The following is a 25,837-nucleotide window of genomic DNA, read 5'->3' as shown; positions in this document are numbered from 1 at the left end:
TGAGGAGTGAATTCATGACACGCCCCTTCAAGGTGCTGGGCATCCAGCAGGTTGCCATCGGTGGCACTGATAAAGCAGCGCTGCGCCGCCTGTGGGTGGATACCCTGGGCCTCGCGCACACCGACAGCTTTGCGAGCGAACGCGAGAACGTCGACGAAGACATCCTCGCGATGGGCCGCGGCGCGACCAAGGTGGAGATCGACCTTATGCAGCCACTGGACCCGGCAAAGAAACCGGCGGTCCACATCCCGCCGCTCAATCACATCGGTCTTTGGATTGATGACTTGCCAAGCGCCGTCCAGTGGCTGAGCGTCCAAGGCATGCGCTTTGCGCCCGGAGGCATCCGCAAGGGCGCCGCTGGTTACGACGTGTGCTTCATTCACCCCAGGGGCAACGAGCAATTTCCGCTCAGCGGAGAGGGAGTGCTGCTGGAGCTGGTTCAAGCGCCGCCTGAGGTGATTGCTGCCTTGGGGTAAGGTGCGGCTGGGCTGCGAAGCCAGCAAAAACAAAGCCTGCTCATTTTCATGCAGCAGGCTTTTGTCTTCTGTGATGGTGCCGGAGAGAGGAATCGAACCCCCGACCTTCTCATTACGAATGAGCTGCTCTACCGACTGAGCTACTCCGGCGAAGCCAGCGATTATAGGGGATCGCGGTGGCGGTTTTGATGTTCAGCTCTGGTGATAGCGCGTGACGCGATCGACTTCGTTTTTCGAGCCCAGGATCACGCTCACGCGTTCGTGCAGCTTGGTGGGTTGAATGTCGAGGATGCGCTGGTGACCGTTGGTTGCCGCGCCGCCGGCCTGTTCGATCAACCAACCCATGGGATTGGCCTCGTACATCAGGCGCAGCTTGCCGGGTTTGTTCGGCTCGCGCTGGTCCCAGGGGTACATGAAGATGCCGCCACGGCACAGAATGCGGTGCACGTCGGCCACCATGCTGGCGATCCAGCGCATGTTGAAGTTCTTGCCGCGCGGGCCTTCTTCACCGGCCAGGCACTCATCGATGTAGCGACGCACCGGCGCGTCCCAGTGGCGCATGTTGCTCATGTTGATCGCGAACTCTTTCGTGTCCTCGGGGATGCGCACGTTCTCGCGGATCAGCACGAATGAACCCTGTTCGCGGTCGAGTGTGAACATCGCCACGCCGTCGCCGACGGTGAGCACCAGCGTGGTTTGCGGGCCGTAGACGCAGTAGCCGGCCGCTACCTGCTTGTGGCCCGGTTGCAGAAAGTCCTGGTCGTGCACGCCGGGGTGGCCTTCGGGTTTTTTCAGCACGCTGAAGATGGTGCCTATGCTGACGTTGACGTCGATGTTGCTGGAGCCGTCGAGCGGATCGAACATCAGCAGGTACTCGCCCTGGGGGTAGCGGTTGGGCACGACGTAGATGCCTTCCATCTCCTCGCTGGCCATTGCTGCGAGGTGCCCGCCCCATTCGTTGGCCTCGATCAGGGTTTCGTTGGCGATGATGTCCAGCTTCTTCTGCACCTCGCCCTGCACGTTCTCGGTGCCGGCGCTGCCCATCACGTCGCCCAGCTCGCCCTTGTTGACGGCAAAGCTGATGCGCTTGCAGGCGCGCGCCACCACCTCCAGCAGCAGGCGCAGCTCGGACGGGATGTGGCCGTGTACGCGCTGCTGCTCGACGAGGTAGCGGGTGAGGCTGATGCGGTGGTCGACCATGGTGGGGCTCCTCTCAGTCAGTTAGCAAAGGTCTACACAACCCCTGGTACACGGTGGGCTGATACATTTCACAATTGAGATTGTCCTGAATCTTGATATTTTATAATAATAAAGAGTGACCAAATGCAAGAACAAAAAGCACCAAAAAAAGGAGCTACGGGCACAAGATGTCTATATCCCTTGTTATCCGAAAAACCGATAAATTCAAAATCAATTGGAATACCAAGCAACGATGTACATTTTTCATTATAACCATGGGTTAGGATGTCATATCCCCAATGTAGTCCGCTGTATTCGCATGAATAAATATTATTTAAATATGGCACTATCCAGCTATATATTATAGATGAAATTACTCCAATTATTATCGCCGATAGCCAAATAACAGATTTTGTAAATTTTATTTTTTTCATATAGATGTAGATAATAAAATTTATTTATATTAAAATTGGCATAATTTTGGTTATGGTGTTTAGGTCATGATTGCAATTTGGCGAGCGTTTTCAATGGGAAATATATCATTTGGTTTTCCGGAAAGATACGAAATGGCGAGTTCGATAACGATTCTATAGGATGCGAGTAGTTCTTCACAGCGACCAATGAATACTCCCCAAGGATTGGTTATTGTTCCATTTTTTAAAATACTAGTGAAAATTTCCTCCATTTTGTCCATCTGTTCGTCCGCCACGCGGAGCCGTTCAAAGATAACATGCAGGCAAGTTCTTTCTTTTGGTTTCAGGTGAGGGTAGAGTGACTCTAGCATGGAGTAGTAACCGAATGAAATAATTCGTACAGAGAGGAGTGGCATGAATCGCTCATGCTTCATGTTTATGATGGCCTGATTCAGTATGTCTTGCTTCTGTGGGATTTGCGCTAAAATTGACTTTAATTCGGTTAGAATCACGCGTTTATTGCGACGAATTTCAAATCGGTACCGTACATAGCGACTCCCTTCACCGAGCAGAAAACCAACAACGACTCCTATAAGGGCAAACCATGGGGATGGGTTGGAGGTAATCATTCGTGAACGGCAAGCGCGTGGGTGACGAGTTCGCGCACGTCGTTGGAGAGCTTGGGCGCGGCGGCCACGCGCTCGATCGCGGCGCGGGCGCTGTCGCGGTAGGGCTCGGCGAGCTTTTTCCAGCGGTCGAGCGCGCGGGCCAGGCGCGCCGCGACCTGCGGGTTGAAGGCATCCAGCAGAAGCACCTGATCGGCCCAGAAGGCGTAGCCCGCGCCGTCCGTGCGGTGGAAGGCCCCGGGGTTGGCGCTGCAGTAGCTGAAGATCAGGCTGCGCGCGCGATTCGGGTTTTTCAGGTTGAAATCCGGGTGCTTCATCAGCGCCTGGACGGCGGGCAGCACGTCACCGCCGCGATCTGAGCGCCCGGCTTGCAGGGCAAACCATTTGTCCAGCACCAGCGCGTCGTCCTTGAAGCGCTCGTGAAAGCGTGCCAGTGCCGGCTGCGCGAGTTCATGGCCGCACAGCACCAGCGCGCCCAGCGCGCCCAGGCGATCGGTCATGTTGCCTGCATCCTTGAAGCGCTGATACGCCTTGCCCGGCCAGACGGGGTCGCCGCCGTGCGTGGCCGCCAGGCACAGCATGGCCAGGGCCAGAGCGGCGAGTGCGCGTCGCCCGCTGCTGGCCGCGTCGGGGTGGTAGGCACCGCTGGTCTGGTGCTGTTCCCAGGCCCAGAGCCAATCGGCTTGCAGCGCGGTCGCGAGCTGCAGGCGCAGCGCCTCGCGCACCGCGTGCACTTTTTGTGGATCGACCACGGCCAGCTGTTCGGCGATGTAGGCTTCGGAGGGGAGCGTGAGCACCAGCTCCTTGAACGCGGCATCGAGCTGCGGATGCCGCAGCACCGCGCGCAGCGCCGCGATCACTGCATCCGGTATCAAGGCATTTTGGCCTGTAGCGTCCGCCTGGTCTGCGTCAGCCCCTATCGCATTGATAGCGACGTGCAGCAGCAGGCGTTGCCCCGCTTCCCAGCGGTTGAAGGGGTCGCTGTCGTGCGCCAGCAGCGTGAGTAGCTCGGCGTCGCTGTAGACCATCTCCAGGATCACCGGCGCGCTGAAGCCGCGCAGGATGGAGGGCACGGGCGCGCTCGCTACGTGCGTGAAGACGAAGGTCTGGCTCGCCTCGTGCAGCACCAGCGTGCGTTCGGTGCCGCTCGTCTGCGCTTCACCTTCCAGGTGCAAGGGCAGGGCGCTGCCGTCTTGTGCGACGAGGCCCAGCGCCACCGGAATGACGAAGGGCAGCTTGCCGGGCTGGCCGGGCGTCGCCGGGCAGCTTTGCGAGAGCGTGAGGGTCCAGGTTTGCGCAGCGGCGTCGTAGCTGCCCACGGCTTTCACGCGCGGCGTGCCGGCCTGGCTGTACCAGCGCTTGAACTGATCCAGGTGCTGGGCCAGCGCGGTGCCGGGGTTGGCGTCGGCGATCGCCTGCGCGAAGTCGTCGCAGGTGACGGCGTGGCCGTCGTGGCGCTCGAAATACAGCTTCATGCCGCGCGCAAAGCCTTCGTGTCCGCCGACCAGCGTGCGCTGCATGCGAACGACTTCCGCGCCTTTTTCATACACCGTGACGGTGTAGAAATTGTTGATTTCGACGTAGCTGTCGGGGCGCACCGGGTGCGCCATGGGGCCGGCGTCCTCGGGGAACTGGGCGGTGCGCAGCACGCGCACGTCTTCGATGCGGCGAGTCGCCCGCGCCGATGCGCTGCCCGCCATGTCCATCGAAAATTCCTGGTCGCGAAAGACCGTCAGGCCTTCCTTGAGCGAGAGCTGGAACCAGTCACGGCAGGTGACGCGGTCGCCCGTCCAGTTGTGGAAGTACTCATGGCCGACCACGCCTTCGATGTTGGCGTAGTCCACGTCGGTCGCCGTGGATTGGCTGGCCAGAACGTATTTGGTGTTGAAGATGTTTAGGCCCTTGTTCTCCATCGCGCCCATGTTGAAGTCGCTGGTGGCGACGATCATGAAGCGGTCAAGATCCAGACTCAGGCCAAAGCGCGTCTCGTCCCAGGCGATCGCGGCCATCAGCGAGTTCATCGCGTGCTCGGTCTTGCCGAGATCGCCCGGGCGCACCCAGACTTGCAGCAGATGGTTCTTGCCCGCGCGGCTCACGATCTGCTGCTCGCGTGCGACGAGCTGGCCCGCGACTAGGGCGAACAGATAGCAGGGCTTCTTGTGCGGATCGACCCAGCGCGCGAAGTGGCGCCCGCCCTCCAGATCGCCCGATTCCACCAGATTGCCGTTGGAGAGCAGCACCGGATAGCGTTTCTTGTCGGCTCTCAAGAGCACGCTGAAGCTCGCCATCACGTCCGGGCGGTCGAGGAAATAGGTGATGCGCCTGAAACCCTGCGCTTCGCACTGCGTGAAGAAGGTGTCGTTGCTGACGTACAGGCCCATCAGGTGGGTGTTCTTCTCTGGAGCACAGGTGCTGAAGATTTCCAGATCAAACGGCTCGTTGCCTTCGGGCAGGTTTTCGAGCACCAGTTGCTCGCCCTCGATCTTGAAGCTGGTGCCCGCGCCGTTGACCATCACGCGCGCCAGATTCAGCTCCTCGCCATGCAGGCGCAGCGGCTCGAGGGCGACGTCGGGGTTGCGGCGCACGCGCATCTTGCTGAGCACGCGGGTCTTGGCCGGGTCGAGGTCAAACGTGAGGTCGACGCTTTCGATCCAGAACGCGGGTGGGGCGTACTGCAGGCGATACACCGCCGCGGCGTTGCCTTCTCTCATCATGGGGTTGTCCTTTCCTAGACGCCTTGCTTGAGCGAGGCTTCGATGAACACATCCAGGTCGCCATCAAGCACCTTCTGGGTGGCCGAGACCTCGACGTTGGTGCGCAAATCCTTGATGCGGCTGTTGTCCAGCACGTACGAGCGTATCTGATGGCCCCAGCCGACGTCGCTCTTGGTGTCTTCCAGCGCCTGCTGCTCGGCCATGCGCTTTTGCATCTCGTGCTCGTACAGGCGCGAGCGCAGCCGCTGCCAGGCGACGTCGCGGTTGGAATGTTGGCTCCGCCCATCCTGGCACTGCACCACGATACCGGTCGGGATGTGGGTCAGGCGCACCGCCGAGTCGGTCTTGTTGATGTGCTGGCCGCCGGCGCCCGATGCGCGGAAGGTGTCGGTGCGCACGTCCGACGGGTTGATGTCGATTTCGATCGAGTCGTCGATTTCGGGGTAGACAAAGAGCGAGGCGAACGAGGTGTGGCGTCCGCCCGAGCTGTCGAACGGGCTCTTGCGCACCAGGCGGTGCACGCCGGTCTCGGTGCGCAGCAGGCCGTAGGCGTATTCGCCCTCGATGTGGATGGTGGCACCCTTGATGCCGGCCACGTCGCCCGGCGTTTCCTCGTCCACCGTGGCCTTGAAGCCCTTGCGCTCGGCGTACTTGAGGTACTGGCGCAGCAGCATGCCGGCCCAGTCGCAGGCCTCGGTGCCGCCGGCGCCGGCCTGGATGTCGATGTAGCAATTGAGCGGGTCCGCCTCCTTGCTGAACATGCGGCGAAACTCCAGCTCCTCGATCAGCGGCTTGAGCTTGTCGGTTTCGGCCTCTATGGTGGCAAGACCTGCCTCGTCGCCTTCCTCCTTGCTCATTTCGTAGAGCTCGGTGTTGTCGGCCAGCTCCTGCGTGAGCTTTTGCAGCGTGAGCACCACGCCATCGAGCATTTTTTTTTCCTTGCCCAGCTCCTGGGCTTTCTTCGGGTCGTTCCAGACGCTGGGGTCTTCCAGCGATGCGTTGACGGTCCTCAGGCGTTCGTATTTGGCATCGTAGTCAAAGATACCTCCGCAAGTCCTCGGTGCGCTCACCGAGGTCTTCAAGCGTGGTGCCAATCAGGTTGATGTGTTCTGCGTCCATGGGGAAATCCTCGTGTTCTGGTGTTCAAAATAGCTGGCAATTTTCTCACGCACCCGCTTGCTTCATCTTCGATAGCGTCCGGCGCTTGTCTGGAAGCGCAATCAGGGCTTGGGCTCAAGAAACTGCTCGATCACGCCGGCGACTGCTTCGGGCTGGTCGTGGTGCAGCATGTGTCCGGCGTCGCGGATGGTGGCGCTGCGCAACTGGCGCACATGGCCGATGCGCTCGTGGTATTCCCGCAGGGTGAAGCGCTCCTTCCACCAGAGTGCCAGGCTGTCGTGGTCTGCTTCGACGCTGAGCACCGGCGCGGTGATCGCCGCGTAAAGCGCCAGCGCCTCGTCCACGCGGTACAGCTGCGCGCTCGTGACCTTGTGCGCCGCGTCGCCCAGGATGTGCCAGCGACCATCGTCACCGGGCCGCGCCCAATGCTGCGCCAGCCAGGTGGCCTTGTCCGGCGCCAGGCGCGGATTGGTCTTCATCAGACGCTCGGCCACGCCCGCCAGGCTGTCGTAGCTCTTGAGCGTGATGCCGCCCTGGCGCAATTGGCGCAGCTCGTCCAGCCACTGCGCAAAGCGCCCGGGGGCCTGGGAGGGCTGGGTGGCCGGCAATCCGAAGCCCTCCAGATTGACGAGCCTGCGAATGCGCGCCGGGCGTGCACCGGCGTACATCATGGCCACGTTGCCGCCCATGCTGTGGCCCACCAGATCCACAGGCAGGTCGCCGAAACAGCGCTCCAGCAGCGCGTCCAGATCCGCCAGGTAGTCCACGAAGTGGTAGCAATCCGCCGGTGACTGCGGCATGGACCGCCCGAAGCCGCGCCAGTCCAGTGCAACAATCTGCCTGGCCTGCGTGAAGCCATCGCTGAACGCGTCGACGGCAAACTGCCAGGAGGCAGCCACATCCATCCAGCCATGCAGCAAGACCAGGGGCGTCAGCGTGCTGTCGGCGCCGCCCCAGTGCAGCAGATGGCAGGGCAGGCCGCGCAGGTTGAAGGTTTCGTGGCGGGCGGGAAGGCGTTCCTGGTACATCGCCCGATTATGGTCAAGGCCGCTGCAGCCCTGCGCGGCCTTGCGTGCCGCAGGCGCCGGAGCTGCCCGGCAAACGTTCAAGCAAAATACGGTCTTTGCGCTTGGTGGACAATCGTTGACAGCTATCGATTTGATGAATCATGGCAAAGAAAGACAAGTCGCAGCACGTGAGTGAAACCCCGGCAACGCAGATGTTGCGCGCCCACGGGGTGGCGTTCACCGAGCATGTCTACGACTATGTGGAGCACGGTGGCACGCATGAATCGGCGCGCCAGTTGGGGCTGGAGGAACACTGGGTGGTCAAGACCCTGGTGATGCAGGACCAGGACGGCAAGCCGCTGATCGTGCTCATGCACGGCGACTGCAAGGTGTCTACCAAGAACCTGGCACGGCAGATTGGCGCCAAGTCGGTCGAGCCCTGCGCGCCCGAGGTGGCGCAGCGCCACAGCGGCTATCAGGTCGGTGGCACTTCGCCGTTTGGCGTGCGCAAGGCGATGCCGGTGTATATCGAGGAAAGCATCCTGGCGCTCGACCGGATTGCGATCAATGGCGGGCGACGCGGATATCTGGTGCAGATTGCTGCGCAGGTGTGCGTGCAGGTGCTGGGTGCAAAGCCGGTGCATTGCGCCTTGCTGGAACCGGGATGATGGGTCAGACCGCCATCAGGTGCGCGCCGTGGCTGGCACAATGACCTCCGTTTTGCCTGATGGGCGACGTGTCTCAGACGCCTTCCCCCTTTGGGGGAAGGTCGGGATGAGGGCTTGCGCAGCCGAGTGCCGATTTTCGGCGCTGCAGGCCCCCACCCCAACCCTCCCCCAGAAGGGGAGGGCACAACAGCCACCTGAGGCATGTGTCTGATCAGGCCGTTTTGACAGAGATTGCCCGTGCCGCGTGTTGTGAATGCAGCGCCTGCATGTGCCCTCCGAGCCAGCAAGGACCTCTCAATTGAACGCCGTTTACCCCTTGATTGCCGTAGTGGCCGCCTATTTGCTGGGGTCGCTTTCGTTCGCCGTCATCGTCAGTCGCGTGATGGGCCTGTCCGACCCGCGCAGCTACGGCAGCAAGAATCCGGGGGCCACCAACGTGCTGCGCTCGGGCTCCAAGGCGGCGGCCATCGTCACGCTGCTGCTCGATGCCGCCAAAGGCTGGCTGCCGGTATTCCTGGTACGCACCGTGGGCCAGAATTTCGGGCTGGGGGAAGGTACCGTGGCCCTGGTGGGGTTGGCGGCGTTTGCCGGGCATCTGTGGCCGGTGTTTTTCGGCTTCAAGGGCGGCAAGGGCGTGGCCACGGCACTGGGCGTATTGCTGGGCATCAGCGGCTGGCTGGCGCTGGCGACGGTGGTGACGTTCGTCATCATCGTAGCGTTCTTTCGCTGGGTCTCGTTCGCCTCGCTCATCGCCGCGGCGTTTGCACCGTTTTTCTACGTTCTGACCGGTGGCGTGCTGTGGGAGATGGACCCCGGCATCGCGCTGGCGATTGCGCTGATGGCCGGCCTGCTGGCCTGGCGGCACTCGGCCAATATCGGGCGCCTGATCAAGGGCACCGAGCCCAAGCTGGGCGCACGCAAGAAACCCTGAAAGGCGCCGCCGGCCTCGCGCGGCCGAGTGTGGCTTACTGCGGCTGCCTGGCCACCTGCGCCGCGTACAAGCCCAGGCGCACCATCATGTGGTGGTTGATATTCGTGGTCACGGCCGAGCGCGCCAGTGCCGCCGCAACCTGGGGCTGGCCGCGCACGGTGTGGTAGAGCACCGGCGCATCCAGCGCTTCGCCATGGGCATCGGCGACGCTGGCGACCAGCGGGAAATTCACGCGCTCGCTGCGGCGCAGAACGACCGCCGTATCGCCATTGGTCAGTTGCACGAAGGTGCCCGGCGGGCACAGGCCGACGGCGCGCATGAGCGCCACGGCAACGTCATCGTCCTGCTGCTCCGGCTGGCCGGCGATGGCGCGCACCGAATCGCTGGCGGTGCGCCCCGGGCGCGATTTGCGCGGCGAGATCATCGCGGCATAGCGGTCCACCGTCGCCAGAATATGCGTCAGGCGCGCTTCGGCCGGCAGGCTGGACAGCGTGGTGCGCGCCGGTGGCGTGGCATGGTGCGCGGCAACCACATCGAGCCAGAGATCGTCCCGGATGTTGAGGTCTTCCAGTTGCGCCACACCCTGTTCGGGGTGCGCGGCGACGGCGCGCTTTTGCTCGCTGCTCAGGGGCTCGTGCTGCAGTGCCAGCTGGTTTTGCAACGCGGTCATGGCGATGTTCATCGTGATGGCGGCGCGCACCAGGCTTTCGCGTTCATGGCGCGGCAGCTGCAGCTCCTGCGCCAGGATCTGGCACAGCGTGGCGCACACCAGCGCGTGCGACGCGCTGTAGCCCGCGGTGGAGGTGCTGGCGAGCTGGAACATCAGGTACAGCGCGGCGTCGGTGTCGTGGCCGACGATCTCCTGCAGCCATTGGTCGCACTGGCGCAGCTTGGCGTTGAACTCCGGCACCAGCACCGGGTGCAGCAGCAGCATGGACAGCGCCGCCTCCAGATCGAGCCACTGGCTCAACAAATCCTCGTATTCGTCGTCGGCGTTGGCAAGGGCCATGGTCAGCGCTTTTGCAGCAGGAGCTCGTTGCCCTTGCGCGTCATCTCGTAGGGTTTCAGAAAGCTGTTGCCCAGCAGCACGTAGGGCATGGGCTCGTTGGTGATGATGGCTTCGACGTTGCGCTGCTCCAGCGCGCCGATGCGCACCGAATCCAGTCGCACGCGCCAGCCTTCGGCCACGCCGTTGGCCGTCTGCATGCGCACCGGCTGGCCTTGCTGCACGCGAATGCCCAGGCGCTCGGCTTCGGCGCGGCCGATCGAAACCGCGCTGGCGCCGGTGTCCACCATGGTCTGCACCGGCCTGCCGTTGATTTGCCCGTTGCTGACGAAATGCCCGCGTGCATCGGCGTACAGCGTGAGCTGCTGGGGCGCGCTGGCATGCGTGCCGACGCTCACCGGCTCGGCGCCCAGGCGCAGGGTTTCACGTCCGCCCACGCTCTCTATGACCACGGCATCGCGACTGACGGAGATCACGCGCACGCCGTCTATGGATTCGCCCGGCGCCACGGCGCGCGGCGCACTGCTGCCCGAGACCATCAGTGCCTTGCCACCCAGAATGCCCGCCAGCCGCAGCGTCTGCGCGTGCAGCGGTGCTGTCGCGAGCAGTGCTGCCAGCAGGAGGGCGTGGCGTTGCATGGCGCTGCGTGGTGTTCAGTCGCGGAAATTGTCGAAGGTGAGCGGCAAATCGGCCACCTCCTTGCGCAGCAGGGACATCGCGGCCTGCAGGTCGTCGCGCTTGGCTCCGGTGACACGTACCTTGCCATCCTGGATGGCTGCCTGCAGCTTGAGCTTGCTCTCCTTGACGAGCTTCTGGATTTTCTTGCCCTGCTCGGCGTCGATGCCGTTCTTCACCACGATGGTCTGCTTGAGCTTGTCACCCCCTGCCTTTTGCGGCTTCTGGATATCCAGAAAGCGCACATCCACGTTGCGCTTGGTCAGCTTGGCGCGCAGGATGTCCTGCAGCTGCTGCAACTGGAAATCGGCGTCCCCGGTCAGCTGGATTTCCTTGTCCTTGAGCTCGATCGCGGCTGACGTGCCCTTGAAATCAAAACGTGTGCTCACCTCTTTGGCGGCGTTGTCCACGGCATTCTTCACTTCGACGAAATCGGCTTCGCAAACGGTATCAAACGATGGCATGGCTTTCCTCTGACGGGTAGCGGCGCCCGGCGCTCACGCAGCGGGCGGGTGCGACAATTCCCGGGATGTTAGTCGAGAAAAATGCATCACTGCAAAGTGCCAACAGCTTCGGCATTGCCGCGCGCGCACGCGCGCTGGTGCGCGTGTGCAGCCAGGCCGAGGTGCAGGAGGCGGCCGCCCGCTTTGATCTGGCGCGCGAGCCGTTTTTCGTGCTTGGCGGCGGCAGCAACATCGTGCTGACCGGGGATGTGCAACCGCTGGTGCTGAAGGTGGAGATCCCGGGCATGGCTCTGGTGCAGGAAACCGCCAGGCACTGGGTCGTGCAAGCGGGTGCCGGCGTTGTCTGGCACGAATTCGTGGCGTGGACCTTGCAGCAGGGCTGGCCGGGACTGGAAAATCTGGCGCTGATCCCGGGCACCGTGGGCGCTGCGCCGGTGCAGAACATCGGCGCCTACGGCGTCGAGCTGCAGGACCGCTTTCATTCGCTGTCGGCTGTGGATTGCCTGACCGGTCAGGCGTTTGAACTGGACGCCGCGCACTGCGCCTTCGGCTACCGCGATTCCGTCTTCAAGCATGCGGCGCCCGTGGCCGGGCAGGGCGCGCTCTGGCAGCGCGGCATGGGCCTAGCGGGCCGGGCGGTGATCACCAGCGTTCGGCTGGCGCTGCCCAAGGCCTGGCGCCCCGAGCTGGAATACCTGGATTTGCAGCGCAAGTGCGAGGCGACGGGTACGACCGCACCCGATGCGCGCCAGATTTTCGATTGGGTCAGTGCCATCCGCCAGGCCAAGCTGCCTGACCCGGACGTGTTGGGCAATGCCGGCAGTTTCTTCAAGAACCCGACGGTCTCGCCCGAACAATGCCGCGACATCATCGCGCGCGAGCCCAGGATCGTGCATTACCCCATGCCGGACGGCAGCATCAAGCTGGCCGCGGGTTGGCTCATCGACGCCTGTGGCTGGCGCGGCAAGACGGTGGGGCGTGCCGGCGTCTACGAGAAGCAGGCGCTGGTGCTGGTCAACCGAGGCGATCGGCACAGCCCGGACACGAGCGTGACGGGCGGCGAGGTGATGACGCTGGCCAAGGCGATCCAGACCAGCGTGTATGAGCGCTTCGGCATTCTTCTGCAGCCGGAGCCGGTGGTGGTGTAGCGCGCCTTGGGTCGGATTCAGGCGTAGTGACAGAGGTAGTGGTAGGCCTCGGCCACGCGGATGTCAAACGACGATTGCGCGGGGATGGTAAAGCGCTCGCCCGGCCCCGATTGTTGCCATGCGTCGCTGCCAGCGAGCCGGTATTCGCAGGCGCCCGCCACGCACTCCATGATTTCCGCAGCGCCGGTGCTGAAGGTCAGCTCGGACGCCAGCACCACGCCCGCGCTTTTGCGCGTGCCATCGGCCAGCGTGAAGCTGTGCGATACGCATTTGCCACCGAAATACACATTGGCCTGGGTGCTGAGGGTGACGTTGGCGATCTGGGTGGTGGCGGACATGGCGTGCGGGAGGTTTGAAAAAACAGGCGGCAATGGTAGCTGCGTTGCCCGGAGCCCGGAACCACTCGGACGAATACGATGATACTATGAAAAAAGGAGCATCATACGCATGCATTACAAGCGCTATGCCTTGATTTGACTGGTTTTTTCGCGCTTGCGGCACCGCTACAATAGTGCCCTCCTGGGTTCCCTCGCCCCCATCCAAAAAGGATTCGCATGACTTCGTCCCTGGCACCCGCTTCGCGCGTGCCGCTTTACCTTTTCATCCTCGTCGCGCTGCACATCGCGATCGTCATCGCCAGCAACTACCTGGTGCAACTGCCGATCCGGCTTTTCGGCTTTCACAGCACCTGGGGCGCGTTCAGCTTTCCCTTCATCTTTCTGGCGACCGACCTCACGGTGCGCCTGATCGGCAAGCAGAGCGCGCGGCGGGTCATCGGCCGGGCAATGCTGCCCGCGCTGGTGGCCTCTTACGTCGTTGGCGTGCTGTTTCATGACGGCGGCTTCAATGGCTGGGCCACCTTGGGTGAATTCAACACCTTTGTCTTTCGCATCGCGTTTGCCAGCTTCGCCGCCTACGTGCTCGGGCAGTTGCTCGATATCCAGGTGTTCGACCGCATCCGCCAGAAGAGCGCACTCTGGTGGCTGGCGCCGGCCGCATCAGCCGTGGTCGGGCAGTGGTTCGACACGGCGGCGTTCTTTTCCATCGCCTTCTGGCACAGCAGCGACGCCTTCATGGCCGCCAACTGGGTCGAGATCGCCTGGGTGGATTACGCGATAAAGCTGGGCGTGAGCCTGGCGTTCTTCGTGCCGGCGTATGGCGTGCTGCTGGCCGCGATCCAGCGCTGGCTGCAGCGTCCCTTGCAAGCGGTCGTTGCTGCGCCATGACGCTGGATTCGCGCCGTGCGCTGGTGCTGTTCTCGGGCGGGCAGGATTCCGCGACCTGCCTGGCTTGGGCGCTCTCCAGATATGCAGTGGTCGAGACGATCGGTTTTGACTACGGCCAGCGCCATCACGTCGAGCTCGCTTGCCGCGAGCAACTGCGGCGTGGCCTCTTGCAAATGCACTGGCCCGGCGTGCTGGGCGACGATCATCTGCTGCATGTGGACGTGCTGCGCGAGCTGGGTGGCAGCGCGATGCAGGACGAGGTGGCCATCAGGATGCAGGCGGACGGCCTGCCCAACACCTTCGTGCCCGGGCGCAACCTGCTGTTTTTCACGCTGGCGGCGGCGCTGGCGTACCGTCGCGGCCTCACGGTGCTCGTCGGCGGCATGAGCGAGACGGATTACTCGGGCTACCCCGATTGCCGCGACAACACGCTCAAGGCCTTGCAGGTGGCGCTCAGCCTGGGGGTGGAGCGCCCCTTGGTGATAGCAACCCCGCTGATGTGGCGTGATAAGGCGCAGACTTGGGCGCTGGCGCAGGCGCTGGGCGGAGAGGCGCTGGTCGAGCTGATTCGCCGTGATTCGCACACTTGTTACCTCGGTGAGCGCGGCGCGCTGCACGACTGGGGCCATGGCTGCGGCCAGTGCCCGGCCTGCCAATTGCGCGCGCATGGCTGGGCCGAGTGGAAAAGAAAAAGCGTCAGCCAATAGCTGACGCTTTTGATAGCTGCTCGCGCTTTCCCATCAAGCGCTGGAGCCGTATTCGATGCTTATTTTTTTGCGCTGTCTTCCAGCTGCGCCAGCGCCGCGTTGCCACCCAGCGAGAGCAGCCCGGCACTCGCATACACGCCCAATTTGCCCCGCGTATCCGAGATGTCCAGGTTGCGCATGGTGAGCTGCCCGATGCGGTCGAGCGGTGAGAACGGTGCGTCTTCCACCTTTTCCATCGACAGGCGCTCGGGCGCGTAGGTCAGGTTGGGGCTTTCGGTGTTCAAGATGGAATAGTCGTTGCCGCGGCGCAGTTCCAGCGTGACGGTGCCGGTGACAGCGCGCGCCACCCAACGCTGGGCGGTTTCGCGCAGCATGATGGATTGCGGGTCGAACCAGCGGCCCTGGTACAAGAGGCGCCCCAGTTTCAGGCCGTTGACGCGGTATTGCTCGATGGTGTCTTCGTTGTGGATGCCGCTCACCAGGCGCTCATACGCGGTGTGCAAGAGCGCCATGCCGGGGGCCTCGTAAATGCCGCGGCTCTTGGCCTCGATGATGCGGTTTTCGATCTGGTCGCACATCCCCAGGCCGTGGCGCCCGCCGATGCGGTTGGCTTCGAGGAACAGCTCCACCGGGTCGTCGATCGCGTGGCCGTTCAGCGCGACCGGGCGGCCCTCGTCGAAGGTGACGGAGACTTCCTCAGCCTTCACGGCCACATCGTCCTTCCAGAAGGCCACGCCCATGATGGGGTTGACGATGCGGATCGAGCTGTTCAGGAATTCCAGATCCTTGGCCTCGTGCGTCGCGCCCAGCATGTTGCTGTCGGTGGAATACGCCTTTTCGGCGCTCATCTTGTAGCCGAAGCCTTCCTTGGTCATGAAGGCCGACATCTCGGCGCGCCCGCCAAGCTCGTCGATGAATTGCTGATCCAGCCAGGGTTTGTAGATCTTCAAGGCCGGGTTGGTGAGCAGCCCGTAGCGGTAAAAACGCTCGATGTCGTTGCCCTTGAAGGTGGAGCCATCGCCCCAGATGTTCACGTCATCTTCCTTCATCGCCGCCACCAGCATGGTGCCGGTCACGGCGCGGCCCAGCGGCGTGGTGTTGAAGTAGGTGGCGCCGGCAGTGCGCACATGAAACGCGCCGCACTGGATCGCCGCGATGCCTTCCTGGGCCAGTTGCGTGCGGCAATCGATCAATCGCGCGTTCTCGGCGCCGTACTCCATCGCCTTGCGCGGGATGGCGTCGTAGTCGGCCTCGTCGGGCTGGCCCAGGTTGGCGGTGTAGGCGTAGGGAACAGCGCCCTTGTTCTTCATCCAGCGCAGCGCGGCGCTGGTGTCGAGGCCGCCGGAGAAGGCGATGCCGACCTTCTGGCCGACGGGAAGCGATTGCAAAATGGTTGCCATGGCAGCGTGCTGCGATGCGGCCTGGTGCCGCACCGCCGTTGTTGGGGGAAAGCTGCCGATTCTAGGGGCGCTGGCTCGCCCGGGCTTTCAACGCCAGTGGCCGCGATAGCCGTGGTCCCAGCCGCCGCCGCGGTGGTATTCGATGGTGGCGCCGTAGGACGGCGACACATAGACCGGCGAGGTATAGACCGGTGTGGTGTAAACAGGGGTTTCCGTCACCACCACCCCGGGTTGCACGGAGTTGTAGCCATAGTCCTGCGGGTAGCTGGAAGGCGGTGCTGCCGGTGCGACGGCGGGTTGCACCGTGACGGGAATCCATTGACCCGGGTCTTGCTGCGTGCGCGTGCTGTACTGGCGCCCGCCATATTCATACACCACGTCATAGCCGAGGAACTGGTTGTCGTAGCGCGTTTGCGTGCTGCAGCGCTGCACGTTCTGGTAGCCGGCGCTGTTGCCGCCTTCCACCTGGTTGCCCAGGATCGCGCCGCCAAAGACGCCCGCGGCCGTAGCCACGGCGCGCCCGGAGCCGCCGCCGATCACATTGCCCAGCAAGCCGCCGGCAACCGCGCCAAGCACGGCGCCCGCACCGCTGGGCTGGCGCCCGTCGCTGTAGACGGTCTCGTTGTTGCAAATCTGCTGCGGTACGGCCACTTGCTGCGACACCGGTGTGACCGACAGCACGCGCCCCATTTCGCGGCCCTGAGCGGGAGTCTGTGCCTGCACCTGCAGGGAAAGCGCGGCTGCAGTGGCGAGCAGCGCAAAGCTGACAATTTTGTTCATGGTGAAACTCCTTTCGGATGGCTTGTCGTGCTTAACGTTCGACCTGGAGAAAAAGTTTAGCTTGCATGCGTCAATACTGGCGGACTGAGGCGTAAAGCTGCGTAAACATGATTGTCGCTGGTGCAACACGTGGCCACGCTGTGTGATCTTCGCGCGGCGTCTGGCTTTTTCATGCGCCGTGTCTGGGCCTGGCGGCAGAGGGTGCGATGCGCTTGGTCCAATCGGCGGTGTCGAAGCCGACGCTTACGCTGCCGGCCTCCCATTCGACCACCGGGCGCTTGATCAGGCTGGTGTGCTCTTGCATCAGCGCGCAGGCGCTGGCTTCGTCCTGCGCGCCCACCTGCGCGGCAGCATCGAGCCCACGCCAGGTCGTGCCACGGCGGTTGAGCAGCGCCTGCCAGCCGACGGCTTGTGACCAGCGCACGAGTTGTTCAGCGCTCACGCCGCTTTTTTTGAAGTCATGAAAGACATAGGTCACGCCCTGGGCAGCCAGCCAGGCACGGGCCTTTTTCACGGTATCGCAGTTCACGATGCCGTAGAGGGTGATGGTCTTGGGGGTACTCATGGGGCCGATCATCGCTTGCCGGGCGGTGCAGGACAATCACCGGTTCCATGAAAACACTACCTGACACTCTGGATGACTGGCTGCAGTACTGCGAGCACCTGCATCCGCACACCATAGAGATGGGCCTGGATCGCGTGGCGCGGGTGGCCGAGCGCCTTGGACTGCACTTTGACTGTCCGGTGATCACCGTGGCCGGCACCAACGGCAAAGGCTCCACCTGCGCCATGATCGAGGCGGTGGCGCTGCAGGCGGGTTACCGTCCCGGCGTCTATACCTCGCCGCATCTGGTGCATTTCGAAGAGCGCTGCCGCATCGGTGGCGAAACCGTCAAGCCTGATGAATTGATAGCGCACTTCGCAGCCGTAGAAAGTGCTAGAGTCCAAAATGACGATGAAATTCAGCTCACCTATTTCGAATTCACCACGCTCGCCATCCTGCGCCTGATCAGCCAGGCCAAGGTGGACGTGGCGATTTTGGAGGTGGGCATGGGCGGGCGGTTGGATGCGGTGAACATCATCGACGCCGACTGCGCGGTGATCACCAGCATCGATGTGGACCATGCCGAATACCTTGGCCCTGACCGCGAAACCATAGGCCGCGAGAAGGCCGGCATCATGCGCGCCGGCCGTCCGGTGGTGGTCTGCGACCCGGTGCCGCCGCAGAGCGTGATCGATCACGCCGGGGAGATTGGCGCGGATCTGTGGCTCTTCGGGCGCGATTTCAATTACTCGGGCGACAAGCTGCAGTGGAGCTGGGCCGCACGCGGACGGCGCTATGCCGGCATGTCCTACCCGGCGCTGCGCGGGGCCAACCAGCTCTTCAATGCCTCGGGCGCGCTGGCGGCGCTGGAGGCCATTCGAGAGCAATTGCCGATCTCCGCCCAGGCGGTGCGCGCGGGCCTGGCGCTGGTGGAGCTGCCCGGGCGCTTTGAAGTGGTGCCCGGTCAGCCGGTGGTGGTGCTGGACGTGGGCCACAACCCGCACGCGGTGGCCGCGTTGGCGGCCAGCATGGGCACCATGGGGCACTTTCGCCTGACGCATGCGGTGTTTGGCGCAATGGCGGACAAGGACATCACCGGCATTTTCGAGAAGATGGGGCCGCTGATCGACCGCTGGTACTTCACCGATCTGCCGACACCGCGCGCCGAGGCTGCAGTGCATTTGCAACAGCGCTGGGAGCACTTTCATGCGCAGCAGGAGGCCTTGCACGCGTCGCCCGTGGCGGTGGCAGACGAGGCGCCGCGTGTCGATCTGGCGCAAGCGGCCAAGGCGCAGGACGACCAGCCCCATCTGTCGGTCACGCGCTCGCGCCGTGGCAGCAGCGGCGAAGGCGGTGGCGGGCGGCGCATCGTCAAGAGCGAGGTGTTTTCCGACCCGCAATCGGCGCTGGATGCGGCCGTCGCGGCCAGCAGGCTGACTGATAGAATCGTCGTCTTTGGATCGTTCTACACGGTCGGCGGCATCCTCAGGCATGGCGTGCCGCACATGCACGGCAAGCACTCCGATTCCTAGCCCGCTCAGCCACTGGTTTCATGGCATTTTTCAAATTCCCCTGGTTCAATCAGTCCCAAGCGCCAGACAAGGGCAGTTCCAGGCGGGGCCGCGCGGCACAGGCCGAAAGCGTCGAAGAGCTGCGCCGCCGGGCGCGCCAGCGACTGATTGGCGCGGTGGTGCTGGTGCTCGCCGGCGTAATCGTGTTTCCCATGGTGTTCGATACCCAGCCGCGCACGGTGCCGGTCAAGGTGGCTATCGACATTCCCGATCGCAACACCGCTGGCGCGCTGGTGATAGGCGCTGCCCCGGCCACCACGGCCGATGCCGCAAAGCAGGCGGTGGGCGCCGGCCTGGCGGATGGCGAAGAGCAGGTGCCGGCCAAACCGGTTGCTGCTGCGGCGCCCGCCGCAGCATCGCCACCGGCAGCCCCGGCTGAAAGCGCTGAAGCCAAGGCGCCGGCCAAGGCGGAGCCCAAGCTTGACATCAGGCCGGAACCGAAACCCGTGCCAAAGGCCGAGCCGAAAGCCGAGCCCAAGACCGAGCCCAAACACGCCGTGGCGCCCACGCCTGTGCCCACCCCGGCGCCAAGTTCCGATGCGGATGCCGCGCGGGCGCGCGCCTTGCTGGAAGGAAAAAACGGGGGTGCAGTGGCTGCAACGCCCGCTGCCACTGCGCAGGCGGAGCGCTTCATCGTGCAAGTTGGCGCTTACGCCGATCAGGCCAAGGTGCGCGAGGTGCGTGCCCGGCTGGAGCGCGCCGGCCTCAAGACCTATGCGCAGGACATCCAGGGCAAGGAAGGGGTGCGCACCACGCGCGTGCGCCTGGGCCCGTTTGCCAACCGTGCTGAAGCAGCCAAGGTGCTCGATCGCATCAAGGGCCTGGGGCTGGATGGCGCCATTTTGACGCTGTAGCCCTGTATGGCGCTGCTGGATTGGGGCTTGCTCGCGGTGCTTGCGCTGTCGATGCTGCTGGGCGCCTGGCGCGGGCTGGTGTTTGAGGTGCTGTCGCTGGCGGGCTGGGTGCTGGCCTTTGTCGTGGCGCGCTGGTTCGCGGGCGACCTGGGCGTCATGCTTCCCTGGGGCGAAGCGCAGGTGCCCTGGCGCCCGGTGGTGGCGTTTGTGCTGCTGTTCATCGTTGTGGTGTTTGCCTGCGGCCTGCTGGCTGCGCTGGCAAAGAAGTTGATCACGGCCGCCGGGCTGCGGCCGGCGGACCGGGCTTTGGGTGCGATTTTTGGCGCGGTGCGCGGCGCTTTGCTGCTGTTGGTGGCGGTCTGGGCGGCTGGCTTCACGCCGCTGCCGGCCGAGCCGTGGTGGCAGGCCTCGCGCGTGGCGCCGCTGCTGCAGCAGACGCTCAGGGGTCTGGGGCCGGTACTGCCGCAGCCATGGGCCGTTGCCGCGCCGGTGTAAGCCGGTCTGCGTTGAAGGAGCGAGAGCATGTGCGGAATCGTCGGAGTCGTCGGCCAGGGCAGCGTCAATCAGCTGATTTACGACGCCTTGCTGCTGCTGCAGCACCGTGGGCAGGATGCCACCGGCATCGTTACCGAGCAGAACCGCAAGTTCTTCATGCACAAGGCCAAGGGCATGGTGCGTGACGTGTTTCGCACGCGCAACATGCGGGCACTGCCGGGTGCGCGCGGACTGGGCCAGGTGCGCTATCCGACGGCGGGCAACGCCGCCAGCGAAGAGGAGGCGCAGCCGTTTTACGTCAATGCACCGTTTGGCATCGTGCTGGCGCACAACGGCAATCTGACAAATGCGCACGCGCTGCGGCGCGAGCTGTTCGAGAACGACCACCGCCACACCAACACCGGCAGCGATACCGAGGTGCTGCTCAACGTGCTGGCGCATGAGCTGGCGCGCGCCACCCGGGGGGCACAGCTGCGCAGCGAAGAGGTGTTTGCCGCCGTGCGCGCGGTGCATGGTCGCGTGCAGGGCTCTTACGCCGTGGTGGCGCTGATCGCGGGTTTCGGGTTGCTCGCGTTTCGTGACCCGTTCGGCATTCGGCCGCTGTGCCTGGGGCAGGGCGATGATGGCAGTGTGATGGTGGCCAGTGAATCGGTGGCGCTGGAGGGCACTTCGCTGCATTTGGTGCGCGATATTGCGCCCGGCGAAGCGGTGCTGGTGCGCGAAGACGGCGAGATTCAATCCGCCCCGTGCGCCGACCATGCCGAGCTGCACCCCTGCATTTTTGAGTACGTCTATCTGGCGCGCCCGGACTCGGTGATGGACGGCATCTCGGTCTACCAGGCGCGGCTGAACATGGGCGAAACGCTGGCCAAGCGCGTGGTCTCCACCGTGCCGCCCAGCGAGATCGACTCCATCATCCCGGTGCCCGAATCCAGCCGCCCCAGCGCAATGCAGCTGGCGCAAAAGCTGGGTATTCCGTACCGCGAGGGCTTCGTGAAGAACCGCTACGTCGGCCGCACCTTCATCATGCCGGGGCAGTCCGCGCGCAAGAAATCCGTGCGTCAGAAGCTCAACGCCATAGTCAGCGAGTTCAAGGGCAAGCGCGTGCTGCTGGTCGATGATTCCATCGTGCGCGGCACGACGTCCAGGGAGATCGTGCAAATGGCGCGCGACGCTGGCGCGACCAAGGTGTACCTCGCATCGGCAGCGCCGCCGGTGCGCTTTCCCAACGTCTACGGCATCGACATGCCGACGAGCGAAGAGCTGATTGCCAATGGCCGCACGGTCGAGGAAATCCGCGCCTACATCGGCTGCGATGCCTTGATCTACCAGGACTTGGAGGCCATGAAGCGCGCGATTCAAGCGGTCAACCCGAAGGTGGCGGGGTTTGAAGCCTCATGCTTCGATGGCCGCTATGTCACCGGGTTGACTGATGCCGATCTGGCCGCCATGCGTGCGGGGCGCGGTGGTGCGCAGGAGGGCGACGACGCGCCGGCTTCGCGGCTGTCCCTGCCCAATGCGGAAACCACATGAAAAAGTGAGCGCGCAGCGCCTGCCAGTACTGCGTTTCATGGATAAATAGATTGAAAAGCGCCTTTGATAAAGCGCAAATAGCTATCGTTTCAGAAAAATCATGACCCAGGAAACCATTGGACTACCCGAGGGATTGCATCCCGAAACCTATGCGGTGCGCCAAGCATCGGCGCGCAGCGGCTATGGCGAGCACAGCGAAGCGCTGTACCTCACCAGCAGCTTCGTGCAGCACGATTGCGAGACCGCCGCCAGCCACTTCGCTCACCCGCACGAGGGCTATACCTACACTCGTACCGGCAACCCGACGGTGGCGAGCTTCGAGCAGCGCCTTGCCAAGATGGAGGGCACCGAATGCGCGGTGGCGACGACCACCGGCATGGCGGCCATCCTGCTGGTGGCGCTGACCACGCTCAAGGCGGGCGACCACGTGATCGCATCGCAGTCGATGTTCGGTTCGACCATGAAGCTGCTGGGCATCGAGATGGCGCGCTTTGGCGTCGAGACCACCTTCGTCTCGCAAACCGATGTTGTTGCCTGGCGCGCCGCCGTCAAATCCAATACCCGCTTGCTGTTCGCCGAAACGCCAACCAACCCGCTCACCGACCTGTGCGACATCGCACAGCTTGCCGACATCGCCCACGGCGCGGACGCGCTGCTGGCGGTGGACAACAGCTTCGCCTCGCCGGTGCTGCAACGCCCGGTCGAGTTCGGCGCCGATCTCGTCGTGCACTCGGGCACCAAACTGCTCGACGGGCAGGGCCGGGTGATGGCCGGCGCCGTCTGCGGCACGCAGAAATTGGTCGATGGCGTGATGGGCACCTTCTTGCGCAGCGGCGGCCTGAACCTCTCGCCGTTCAACGCCTGGGTGGTCTTGAAGGGGCTGGAAACGCTGGCACTGCGCGTCAAGGCCGAGAGCGCCGCCGCGCTGGAGCTGGCGACTTGGCTCGAGGGTCACCCCAAGGTCGCCGCCGTGCACTATCCCGGCCTCAAGAGCCACTCGCAGCATGACCTGGCGATGCGCCAGCAAAGCGGCATGGGCGGCACGGTGCTGGCGTTTGATGTCGTCGGCACCACGCCCGAGCAACTGCGCGCCAACGCCTTTCACGTGATCGACGCCACGCGCGTGTGCTCGGTTACCGCCAACCTGGGCGACGTGAAGACCACCATCACCCACCCCGCCAGCACCTCGCACGGGCGCCTGTCGGAAGAGCAGCGCCAGGCGGCGGGCGTCAAACAGGGCCTGATTCGCATCTCGGTGGGCCTGGAACACATGGACGATCTGAAGGCCGATTTGCTTCGCGGCCTGGACACCTTGGCATGAGCACAAACAAAGTACGTACCCGCTTCGCCCCGTCGCCGACGGGCTTCATCCACCTGGGCAACATCCGCTCGGCGCTGTACCCGTGGGCGTTTGCCCGTGCCAATGGCGGCGACTTCATCCTGCGCATCGAGGACACCGACCTGGAGCGCTCCACGCAAGAGGCCGTGGACGTGATTCTCGAAGGCATGCAGTGGCTGCAGCTCGACATCGACGAGGGCCCGTTCTACCAAATGCAGCGCATGGAGCGCTACAAGGCGGTGCTTGAACAGCTCAAGGCCAGCGGCCACGTTTACCCCTGCTACATGAGCGTGCAGGAGCTCGACGCGCTGCGCGAACGCCAAAGCGCCGCCAAGGAAAAGCCGCGCTACGACGGCACCTGGCGGCCCGAACCAGGCAAGGTGCTGCCCCCCATCCCTGCAGGCGTGCAGCCGGTGCTGCGCTTCAAGACGCCGCAAACCGGCACTGTTGGCTGGGACGACAAGTGCAAGGGCCGCATCGAATTCCAGAACAGCGAACTCGACGACTTGGTGATTGCCCGTCCTGACGGTACGCCCACCTACAACTTCTGCGTCTGCGTCGACGATATGGACATGGCGATCACCCACGTGATCCGCGGCGATGACCACGTCAACAACACCCCGCGCCAGATCCACATCTACGAGGCGCTGGGCGTGCAGCCGCCGGTGTTCGCCCACCTGCCGACGGTGCTGAACGAAGACGGCGAGAAGATGAGCAAGCGCCGCGGCGCCAAACCCGTCACCTGGTACCGCGACGCGGGCTATCTGCCCGACGCGATGGTCAACTACCTTGCGCGCCTGGGCTGGAGCCACGGCGATGATGAAATCTTCTCGCGCGCGCAGTTTCTTGAGTGGTTCAACCTCGACCATCTGGGCAAGAGCGCCGGTCAGTTTGATGAAGCCAAGCTGCGCTGGGTGAATGCGCAGCACTTGAAGGCGCTGGCGGATGATGAACTCGCGCGCCTGGTGCGCCCCTTCATGTTGAACGCGGGCGTGAGCGGCGCACAAATCGATGCCGACGACCGCCTGTCGCGCATCTGCGCGCTGTTCAAGGACCGCTGCGAAACGCTGGTTGATCTGGCGAACTGGGCGCGCCTGTTTTACGTCGATACCATCGAGCGCAATGCCGAGGACGTGGCGCAGCAGCTCACCGCCGCCGCCGACGCGCCCTTGGCCGCGTTTGCTGAAGCGATTCAGAGCGTGGAGTGGACGCGCGAGGCCATCAACGCGGCGCTGAAAGCGGTGTTAAAGGCGCAGGGCATCAAGATGCCGCAGCTCGCGATGCCGCTGCGCGTGCTCACCATGGGCGTGGCGCACACTCCGTCGGTCGATGCGGTGCTGGAATTGCTCGGCCGTGAAAAAATCCTCGCGCGACTCCAGAAGCGCTGAAAATCCACGCTACAATGCGCGTCTTTCCTGATTACGATCAGATCGTAACGCAGATCAGAGCGCTTCAGGGAAGATGAACGCAAGTTCCTGGGAATTTGACCCTATCGTCTAGAGGCCTAGGACATCACCCTTTCACGGTGAGTACCGGGGTTCGAATCCCCGTAGGGTCGCCAAGTTGTACGGCACTTGGTTGCTGCGGTAAACGTAGCAACAAAAGCTGTGCTGGAGTGGTAGTTCAGTTGGTTAGAATACCGGCCTGTCACGCCGGGGGTCGCGGGTTCGAGTCCCGTCCACTCCGCCAACATTTGGGGGTATAGCTCAGCTGGGAGAGCGCTTGCATGGCATGCAAGAGGTCAGCGGTTCGATCCCGCTTACCTCCACCAAATCGGGGTCTCACAAAGCCCCATGACACCTCAAAACCCGCTCCTGTCACAAGGACGCGGGTTTTTTGCTCTAGGTCGTGCATGCCGACCTGGGGCGGCACCGGCGGCTTGCGGGTATTTTCGCTGGTATGCCGGCATGGCAGCGCAGCACGATGCCGTGCTTGTGCACGCCGTCGTGTGAGACGCTTTGGCGCGGCGCTCAGGGCAGCGTCAGGATGGTGCAGCCCGTCGTCTTGCGCGCTTCCAGGTCGCGGTGTGCCTGCTGCACGTCGGCGAGGGCGTGTCGCTGGCCGATGTGGATGGCCACCTTGCCGCTCGCGACCACGTCAAACAGGTCGTCTGCCATGGCCTGCGTGGAGGCACGCGTGGCCATGTGGGTGAACAGCGTTTGGCGCGTGACGTACAGCGACCCCTTGGCGCCCAGGATGCCGGGCGCAAACGGCGGCACCGGCCCCGAGGCATTGCCAAAGCTCACCATCAGGCCAAAGGGGCGCAGGCATGAGAGCGAGCCTTCCCATGTGTCCTTGCCAACCGAGTCGTAGACCACCTTCACCCCTTGGCCGCCGGTGATCTCCTTCACGCGCGCAGCGAAGTCTTCCTTGGCGTAATTGATAGCATATGCTGCACCATTGGCAAGCGCCAGAGCGCATTTTTCATCACTGCCTGCGGTGCCGATGAGCTTGAACCCAAGCGCGCGTGCCCACTGGCAGGCGATCAGGCCCACGCCCCCGGCGGCGGCGTGAAAAAGCACGAAGTCGCCCGGCTCCAGCCCCTCGACAGGGCGCGACTTTTTCAAGAGGTATTGCGCCGTCAGGCCCTTGAGCATCATCGCCGCGCCGGTATCGAAGGGTATGGCGTCCGGCAGCTTGCAGACGGTGGTGGCGGGCAGCACGCGCGCCTCGCAATAGCTGCCCTGCGGCCCGGCGTAGGCCGCGCGGTCGCCCACCTTCAGGTGGGTGACGCCCATGCCCACGGCTTCGATGACGCCTGCCCCTTCGCCGCCCGGCACCATCGGCAAGGCGCCCGCGTACAGGCCGGTGCGAAAGTACACGTCGATGAAGTTGAGCCCGATGGCGTGGTGACGAATGCGGATTTCGCCCGGGCCGGGCTCGCCCACCGGCAGGTCGACGAGTTCAAGGACTTCGGGGCCGCCGTGCTGGCGGATCTGGACGGCACGAACCATGAGGCAAC

26 protein-coding genes and 4 tRNA genes are annotated in these 25,837 nt (G+C 63.8%); 15 read left to right on the top strand and 15 right to left on the bottom strand.

From position 1 onward, the window contains the following. Nucleotides 1-14: 14 nt before the first annotated feature. Nucleotides 15-476 (top strand): VOC family protein, encoded by a 462-nt coding sequence (locus tag ABS45_RS09895; RefSeq protein ID WP_291555319.1) that lies wholly within the window; start codon nt 15-17, stop codon nt 474-476. A 74-nt stretch (nt 477-550) separates the two neighbouring features. Here ABS45_RS09895 and ABS45_RS09890 read toward each other — a convergent pair. The 7 genes from ABS45_RS09890 to ABS45_RS09860 all read right to left on the bottom strand — a co-directional run bounded on the left by ABS45_RS09890 (nt 551) and on the right by ABS45_RS09860 (nt 7,555). Further along, nucleotides 551-626: transfer RNA gene (locus ABS45_RS09890), tRNA-Thr, on the bottom strand. Nucleotides 627-668: 42 nt separating this feature from the next. Then, complete coding sequence (locus ABS45_RS09885) at nt 669-1,676, bottom strand: class 1 fructose-bisphosphatase (protein ID WP_291555318.1); 1,008 nt, start codon at nt 1,674-1,676, stop codon at nt 669-671. 68 nt (nt 1,677-1,744) lie between these two features. Beyond that, entirely contained in the window at nt 1,745-2,089 is a 345-nt protein-coding gene (locus ABS45_RS09880; RefSeq protein ID WP_291555317.1) for a hypothetical protein, read from the bottom strand. Between the two features lie 59 nt (nt 2,090-2,148). Further along, the gene (locus ABS45_RS09875; RefSeq protein ID WP_291555316.1) at nt 2,149-2,697 is read right to left on the bottom strand and encodes a hypothetical protein; all 549 of its coding nucleotides are present in this window, start codon (nt 2,695-2,697) and stop codon (nt 2,149-2,151) included. After that, nucleotides 2,694-5,405, bottom strand: a complete 2,712-nt coding sequence (gene pepN / locus ABS45_RS09870; protein ID WP_291555338.1) for an aminopeptidase N — start codon at nt 5,403-5,405, stop codon at nt 2,694-2,696. Before pepN ends, ABS45_RS09875 begins: the two co-directional genes overlap by 4 nt. A gap of 17 nt (nt 5,406-5,422) precedes the next feature. Next, nucleotides 5,423-6,527 (bottom strand): peptide chain release factor 2 gene (gene prfB, locus ABS45_RS09865; RefSeq protein WP_291555315.1). Its coding sequence is split into 2 segments (ribosomal slippage): nt 5,423-6,445 and nt 6,447-6,527, totalling 1,104 coding nucleotides; the frame shifts between segments, so codons are not numbered across the junction. A gap of 101 nt (nt 6,528-6,628) precedes the next feature. Beyond that, on the bottom strand, nt 6,629-7,555 hold the full coding sequence (locus tag ABS45_RS09860; RefSeq protein ID WP_291555313.1) for an alpha/beta hydrolase: 927 nt from the start codon (nt 7,553-7,555) through the stop codon (nt 6,629-6,631). Nucleotides 7,556-7,695: 140 nt separating this feature from the next. Between ABS45_RS09860 and ABS45_RS09855 the strand changes: the two genes are divergently transcribed. Together ABS45_RS09855 and plsY are read left to right on the top strand one after the other, a co-directional pair. Continuing rightward, nucleotides 7,696-8,202, top strand: a complete 507-nt coding sequence (locus ABS45_RS09855; protein ID WP_291555312.1) for an aminoacyl-tRNA deacylase — start codon at nt 7,696-7,698, stop codon at nt 8,200-8,202. A gap of 298 nt (nt 8,203-8,500) precedes the next feature. Beyond that, entirely contained in the window at nt 8,501-9,133 is a 633-nt protein-coding gene (gene plsY, locus ABS45_RS09850; RefSeq protein WP_291555311.1) for a glycerol-3-phosphate 1-O-acyltransferase PlsY, read from the top strand. 34 nt (nt 9,134-9,167) lie between these two features. Here plsY and ABS45_RS09845 read toward each other — a convergent pair whose 3' ends face one another. The 3 genes from ABS45_RS09845 to ABS45_RS09835 are packed head-to-tail and all read right to left on the bottom strand — an operon-like array spanning nt 9,168 to nt 11,278. Then, nucleotides 9,168-10,142, bottom strand: a complete 975-nt coding sequence (locus ABS45_RS09845; protein ID WP_291555309.1) for an HD domain-containing phosphohydrolase — start codon at nt 10,140-10,142, stop codon at nt 9,168-9,170. Between the two features lie 2 nt (nt 10,143-10,144). Next, nucleotides 10,145-10,777 (bottom strand): retropepsin-like aspartic protease, encoded by a 633-nt coding sequence (locus tag ABS45_RS09840; protein ID WP_291555308.1) that lies wholly within the window; start codon nt 10,775-10,777, stop codon nt 10,145-10,147. Nucleotides 10,778-10,792: 15 nt separating this feature from the next. Then, nucleotides 10,793-11,278, bottom strand: coding sequence for a YajQ family cyclic di-GMP-binding protein (locus tag ABS45_RS09835; RefSeq protein WP_291555307.1), 486 nt, complete (start codon nt 11,276-11,278; stop codon nt 10,793-10,795). 65 nt (nt 11,279-11,343) lie between these two features. Between ABS45_RS09835 and murB the strand changes: the two genes are divergently transcribed. Then, nucleotides 11,344-12,426 carry a UDP-N-acetylmuramate dehydrogenase gene (gene murB / locus ABS45_RS09830; protein WP_291555305.1) on the top strand — a complete coding sequence of 361 codons (1,083 nt, stop codon included), beginning with the start codon at nt 11,344-11,346 and terminating at the stop codon, nt 12,424-12,426. A gap of 17 nt (nt 12,427-12,443) precedes the next feature. On the opposite strand, the gene ABS45_RS09825 is transcribed toward murB, so the two are convergent. Next, complete coding sequence (locus ABS45_RS09825) at nt 12,444-12,764, bottom strand: pyrimidine/purine nucleoside phosphorylase (RefSeq protein ID WP_291555304.1); 321 nt, start codon at nt 12,762-12,764, stop codon at nt 12,444-12,446. 216 nt (nt 12,765-12,980) lie between these two features. Between ABS45_RS09825 and ABS45_RS09820 the strand changes: the two genes are divergently transcribed. Continuing rightward, nucleotides 12,981-13,652, top strand: coding sequence for a 7-cyano-7-deazaguanine/7-aminomethyl-7-deazaguanine transporter (locus ABS45_RS09820; RefSeq protein ID WP_291555302.1), 672 nt, complete (start codon nt 12,981-12,983; stop codon nt 13,650-13,652). Further along, nucleotides 13,649-14,359 (top strand): 7-cyano-7-deazaguanine synthase QueC, encoded by a 711-nt coding sequence (gene queC / locus ABS45_RS09815; RefSeq protein ID WP_291555301.1) that lies wholly within the window; start codon nt 13,649-13,651, stop codon nt 14,357-14,359. The genes ABS45_RS09820 and queC overlap by 4 nt, the downstream gene beginning before the upstream one ends. A gap of 59 nt (nt 14,360-14,418) precedes the next feature. On the opposite strand, the gene argG is transcribed toward queC, so the two are convergent. The 3 genes from argG to ABS45_RS09800 form a co-directional block, all read right to left on the bottom strand. Further along, entirely contained in the window at nt 14,419-15,759 is a 1,341-nt protein-coding gene (gene argG, locus ABS45_RS09810; RefSeq protein ID WP_291555300.1) for an argininosuccinate synthase, read from the bottom strand. A gap of 87 nt (nt 15,760-15,846) precedes the next feature. Then, nucleotides 15,847-16,539, bottom strand: coding sequence for a glycine zipper 2TM domain-containing protein (locus ABS45_RS09805; RefSeq protein ID WP_291555299.1), 693 nt, complete (start codon nt 16,537-16,539; stop codon nt 15,847-15,849). Between the two features lie 169 nt (nt 16,540-16,708). Next, nucleotides 16,709-17,104, bottom strand: a complete 396-nt coding sequence (locus ABS45_RS09800) for an ArsC family reductase (RefSeq protein ID WP_291555298.1) — start codon at nt 17,102-17,104, stop codon at nt 16,709-16,711. A 47-nt stretch (nt 17,105-17,151) separates the two neighbouring features. Between ABS45_RS09800 and folC the strand changes: the two genes are divergently transcribed. The 9 genes from folC (at nt 17,152) to ABS45_RS09755 (ending at nt 24,646) form a co-directional block, all read left to right on the top strand. Further along, nucleotides 17,152-18,615: a bifunctional tetrahydrofolate synthase/dihydrofolate synthase gene (folC, locus tag ABS45_RS09795; protein WP_291555297.1), complete on the top strand. Its 1,464-nt coding sequence runs from the start codon at nt 17,152-17,154 to the stop codon at nt 18,613-18,615. Between the two features lie 20 nt (nt 18,616-18,635). Further along, entirely contained in the window at nt 18,636-19,508 is an 873-nt protein-coding gene (locus tag ABS45_RS09790) for an SPOR domain-containing protein (protein ID WP_291555296.1), read from the top strand. A gap of 6 nt (nt 19,509-19,514) precedes the next feature. Then, the gene (locus ABS45_RS09785) at nt 19,515-20,003 is read left to right on the top strand and encodes a CvpA family protein (RefSeq protein ID WP_291555295.1); all 489 of its coding nucleotides are present in this window, start codon (nt 19,515-19,517) and stop codon (nt 20,001-20,003) included. A 27-nt stretch (nt 20,004-20,030) separates the two neighbouring features. Next, nucleotides 20,031-21,536 carry an amidophosphoribosyltransferase gene (gene purF / locus ABS45_RS09780; RefSeq protein ID WP_291555294.1) on the top strand — a complete coding sequence of 502 codons (1,506 nt, stop codon included), beginning with the start codon at nt 20,031-20,033 and terminating at the stop codon, nt 21,534-21,536. Between the two features lie 100 nt (nt 21,537-21,636). Beyond that, complete coding sequence (locus ABS45_RS09775; RefSeq protein WP_291555293.1) at nt 21,637-22,857, top strand: O-succinylhomoserine sulfhydrylase; 1,221 nt, start codon at nt 21,637-21,639, stop codon at nt 22,855-22,857. After that, nucleotides 22,854-24,263 carry a glutamate--tRNA ligase gene (gene gltX / locus ABS45_RS09770; protein ID WP_291555292.1) on the top strand — a complete coding sequence of 470 codons (1,410 nt, stop codon included), beginning with the start codon at nt 22,854-22,856 and terminating at the stop codon, nt 24,261-24,263. The genes ABS45_RS09775 and gltX overlap by 4 nt, the downstream gene beginning before the upstream one ends. A gap of 97 nt (nt 24,264-24,360) precedes the next feature. Next, nucleotides 24,361-24,436 (top strand) — tRNA-Glu (locus ABS45_RS09765). Between the two features lie 51 nt (nt 24,437-24,487). After that, nucleotides 24,488-24,564: transfer RNA gene (locus tag ABS45_RS09760), tRNA-Asp, on the top strand. A gap of 6 nt (nt 24,565-24,570) precedes the next feature. Beyond that, nucleotides 24,571-24,646: transfer RNA gene (locus ABS45_RS09755), tRNA-Ala, on the top strand. A gap of 199 nt (nt 24,647-24,845) precedes the next feature. Here the strand turns inward: ABS45_RS09755 and ABS45_RS09750 are convergent. Next, entirely contained in the window at nt 24,846-25,829 is a 984-nt protein-coding gene (locus ABS45_RS09750) for a quinone oxidoreductase (protein WP_291555291.1), read from the bottom strand. Nucleotides 25,830-25,837: the final 8 nt, after the last annotated feature.

The organism is Comamonas sp. SCN 65-56, from assembly GCF_001724135.1.
In the GTDB taxonomy this organism is placed as follows: Bacteria; Pseudomonadota; Gammaproteobacteria; order Burkholderiales; family Burkholderiaceae_C; genus Comamonas_C.
This window is presented reverse-complemented; position numbering and strand designations above follow the sequence as displayed.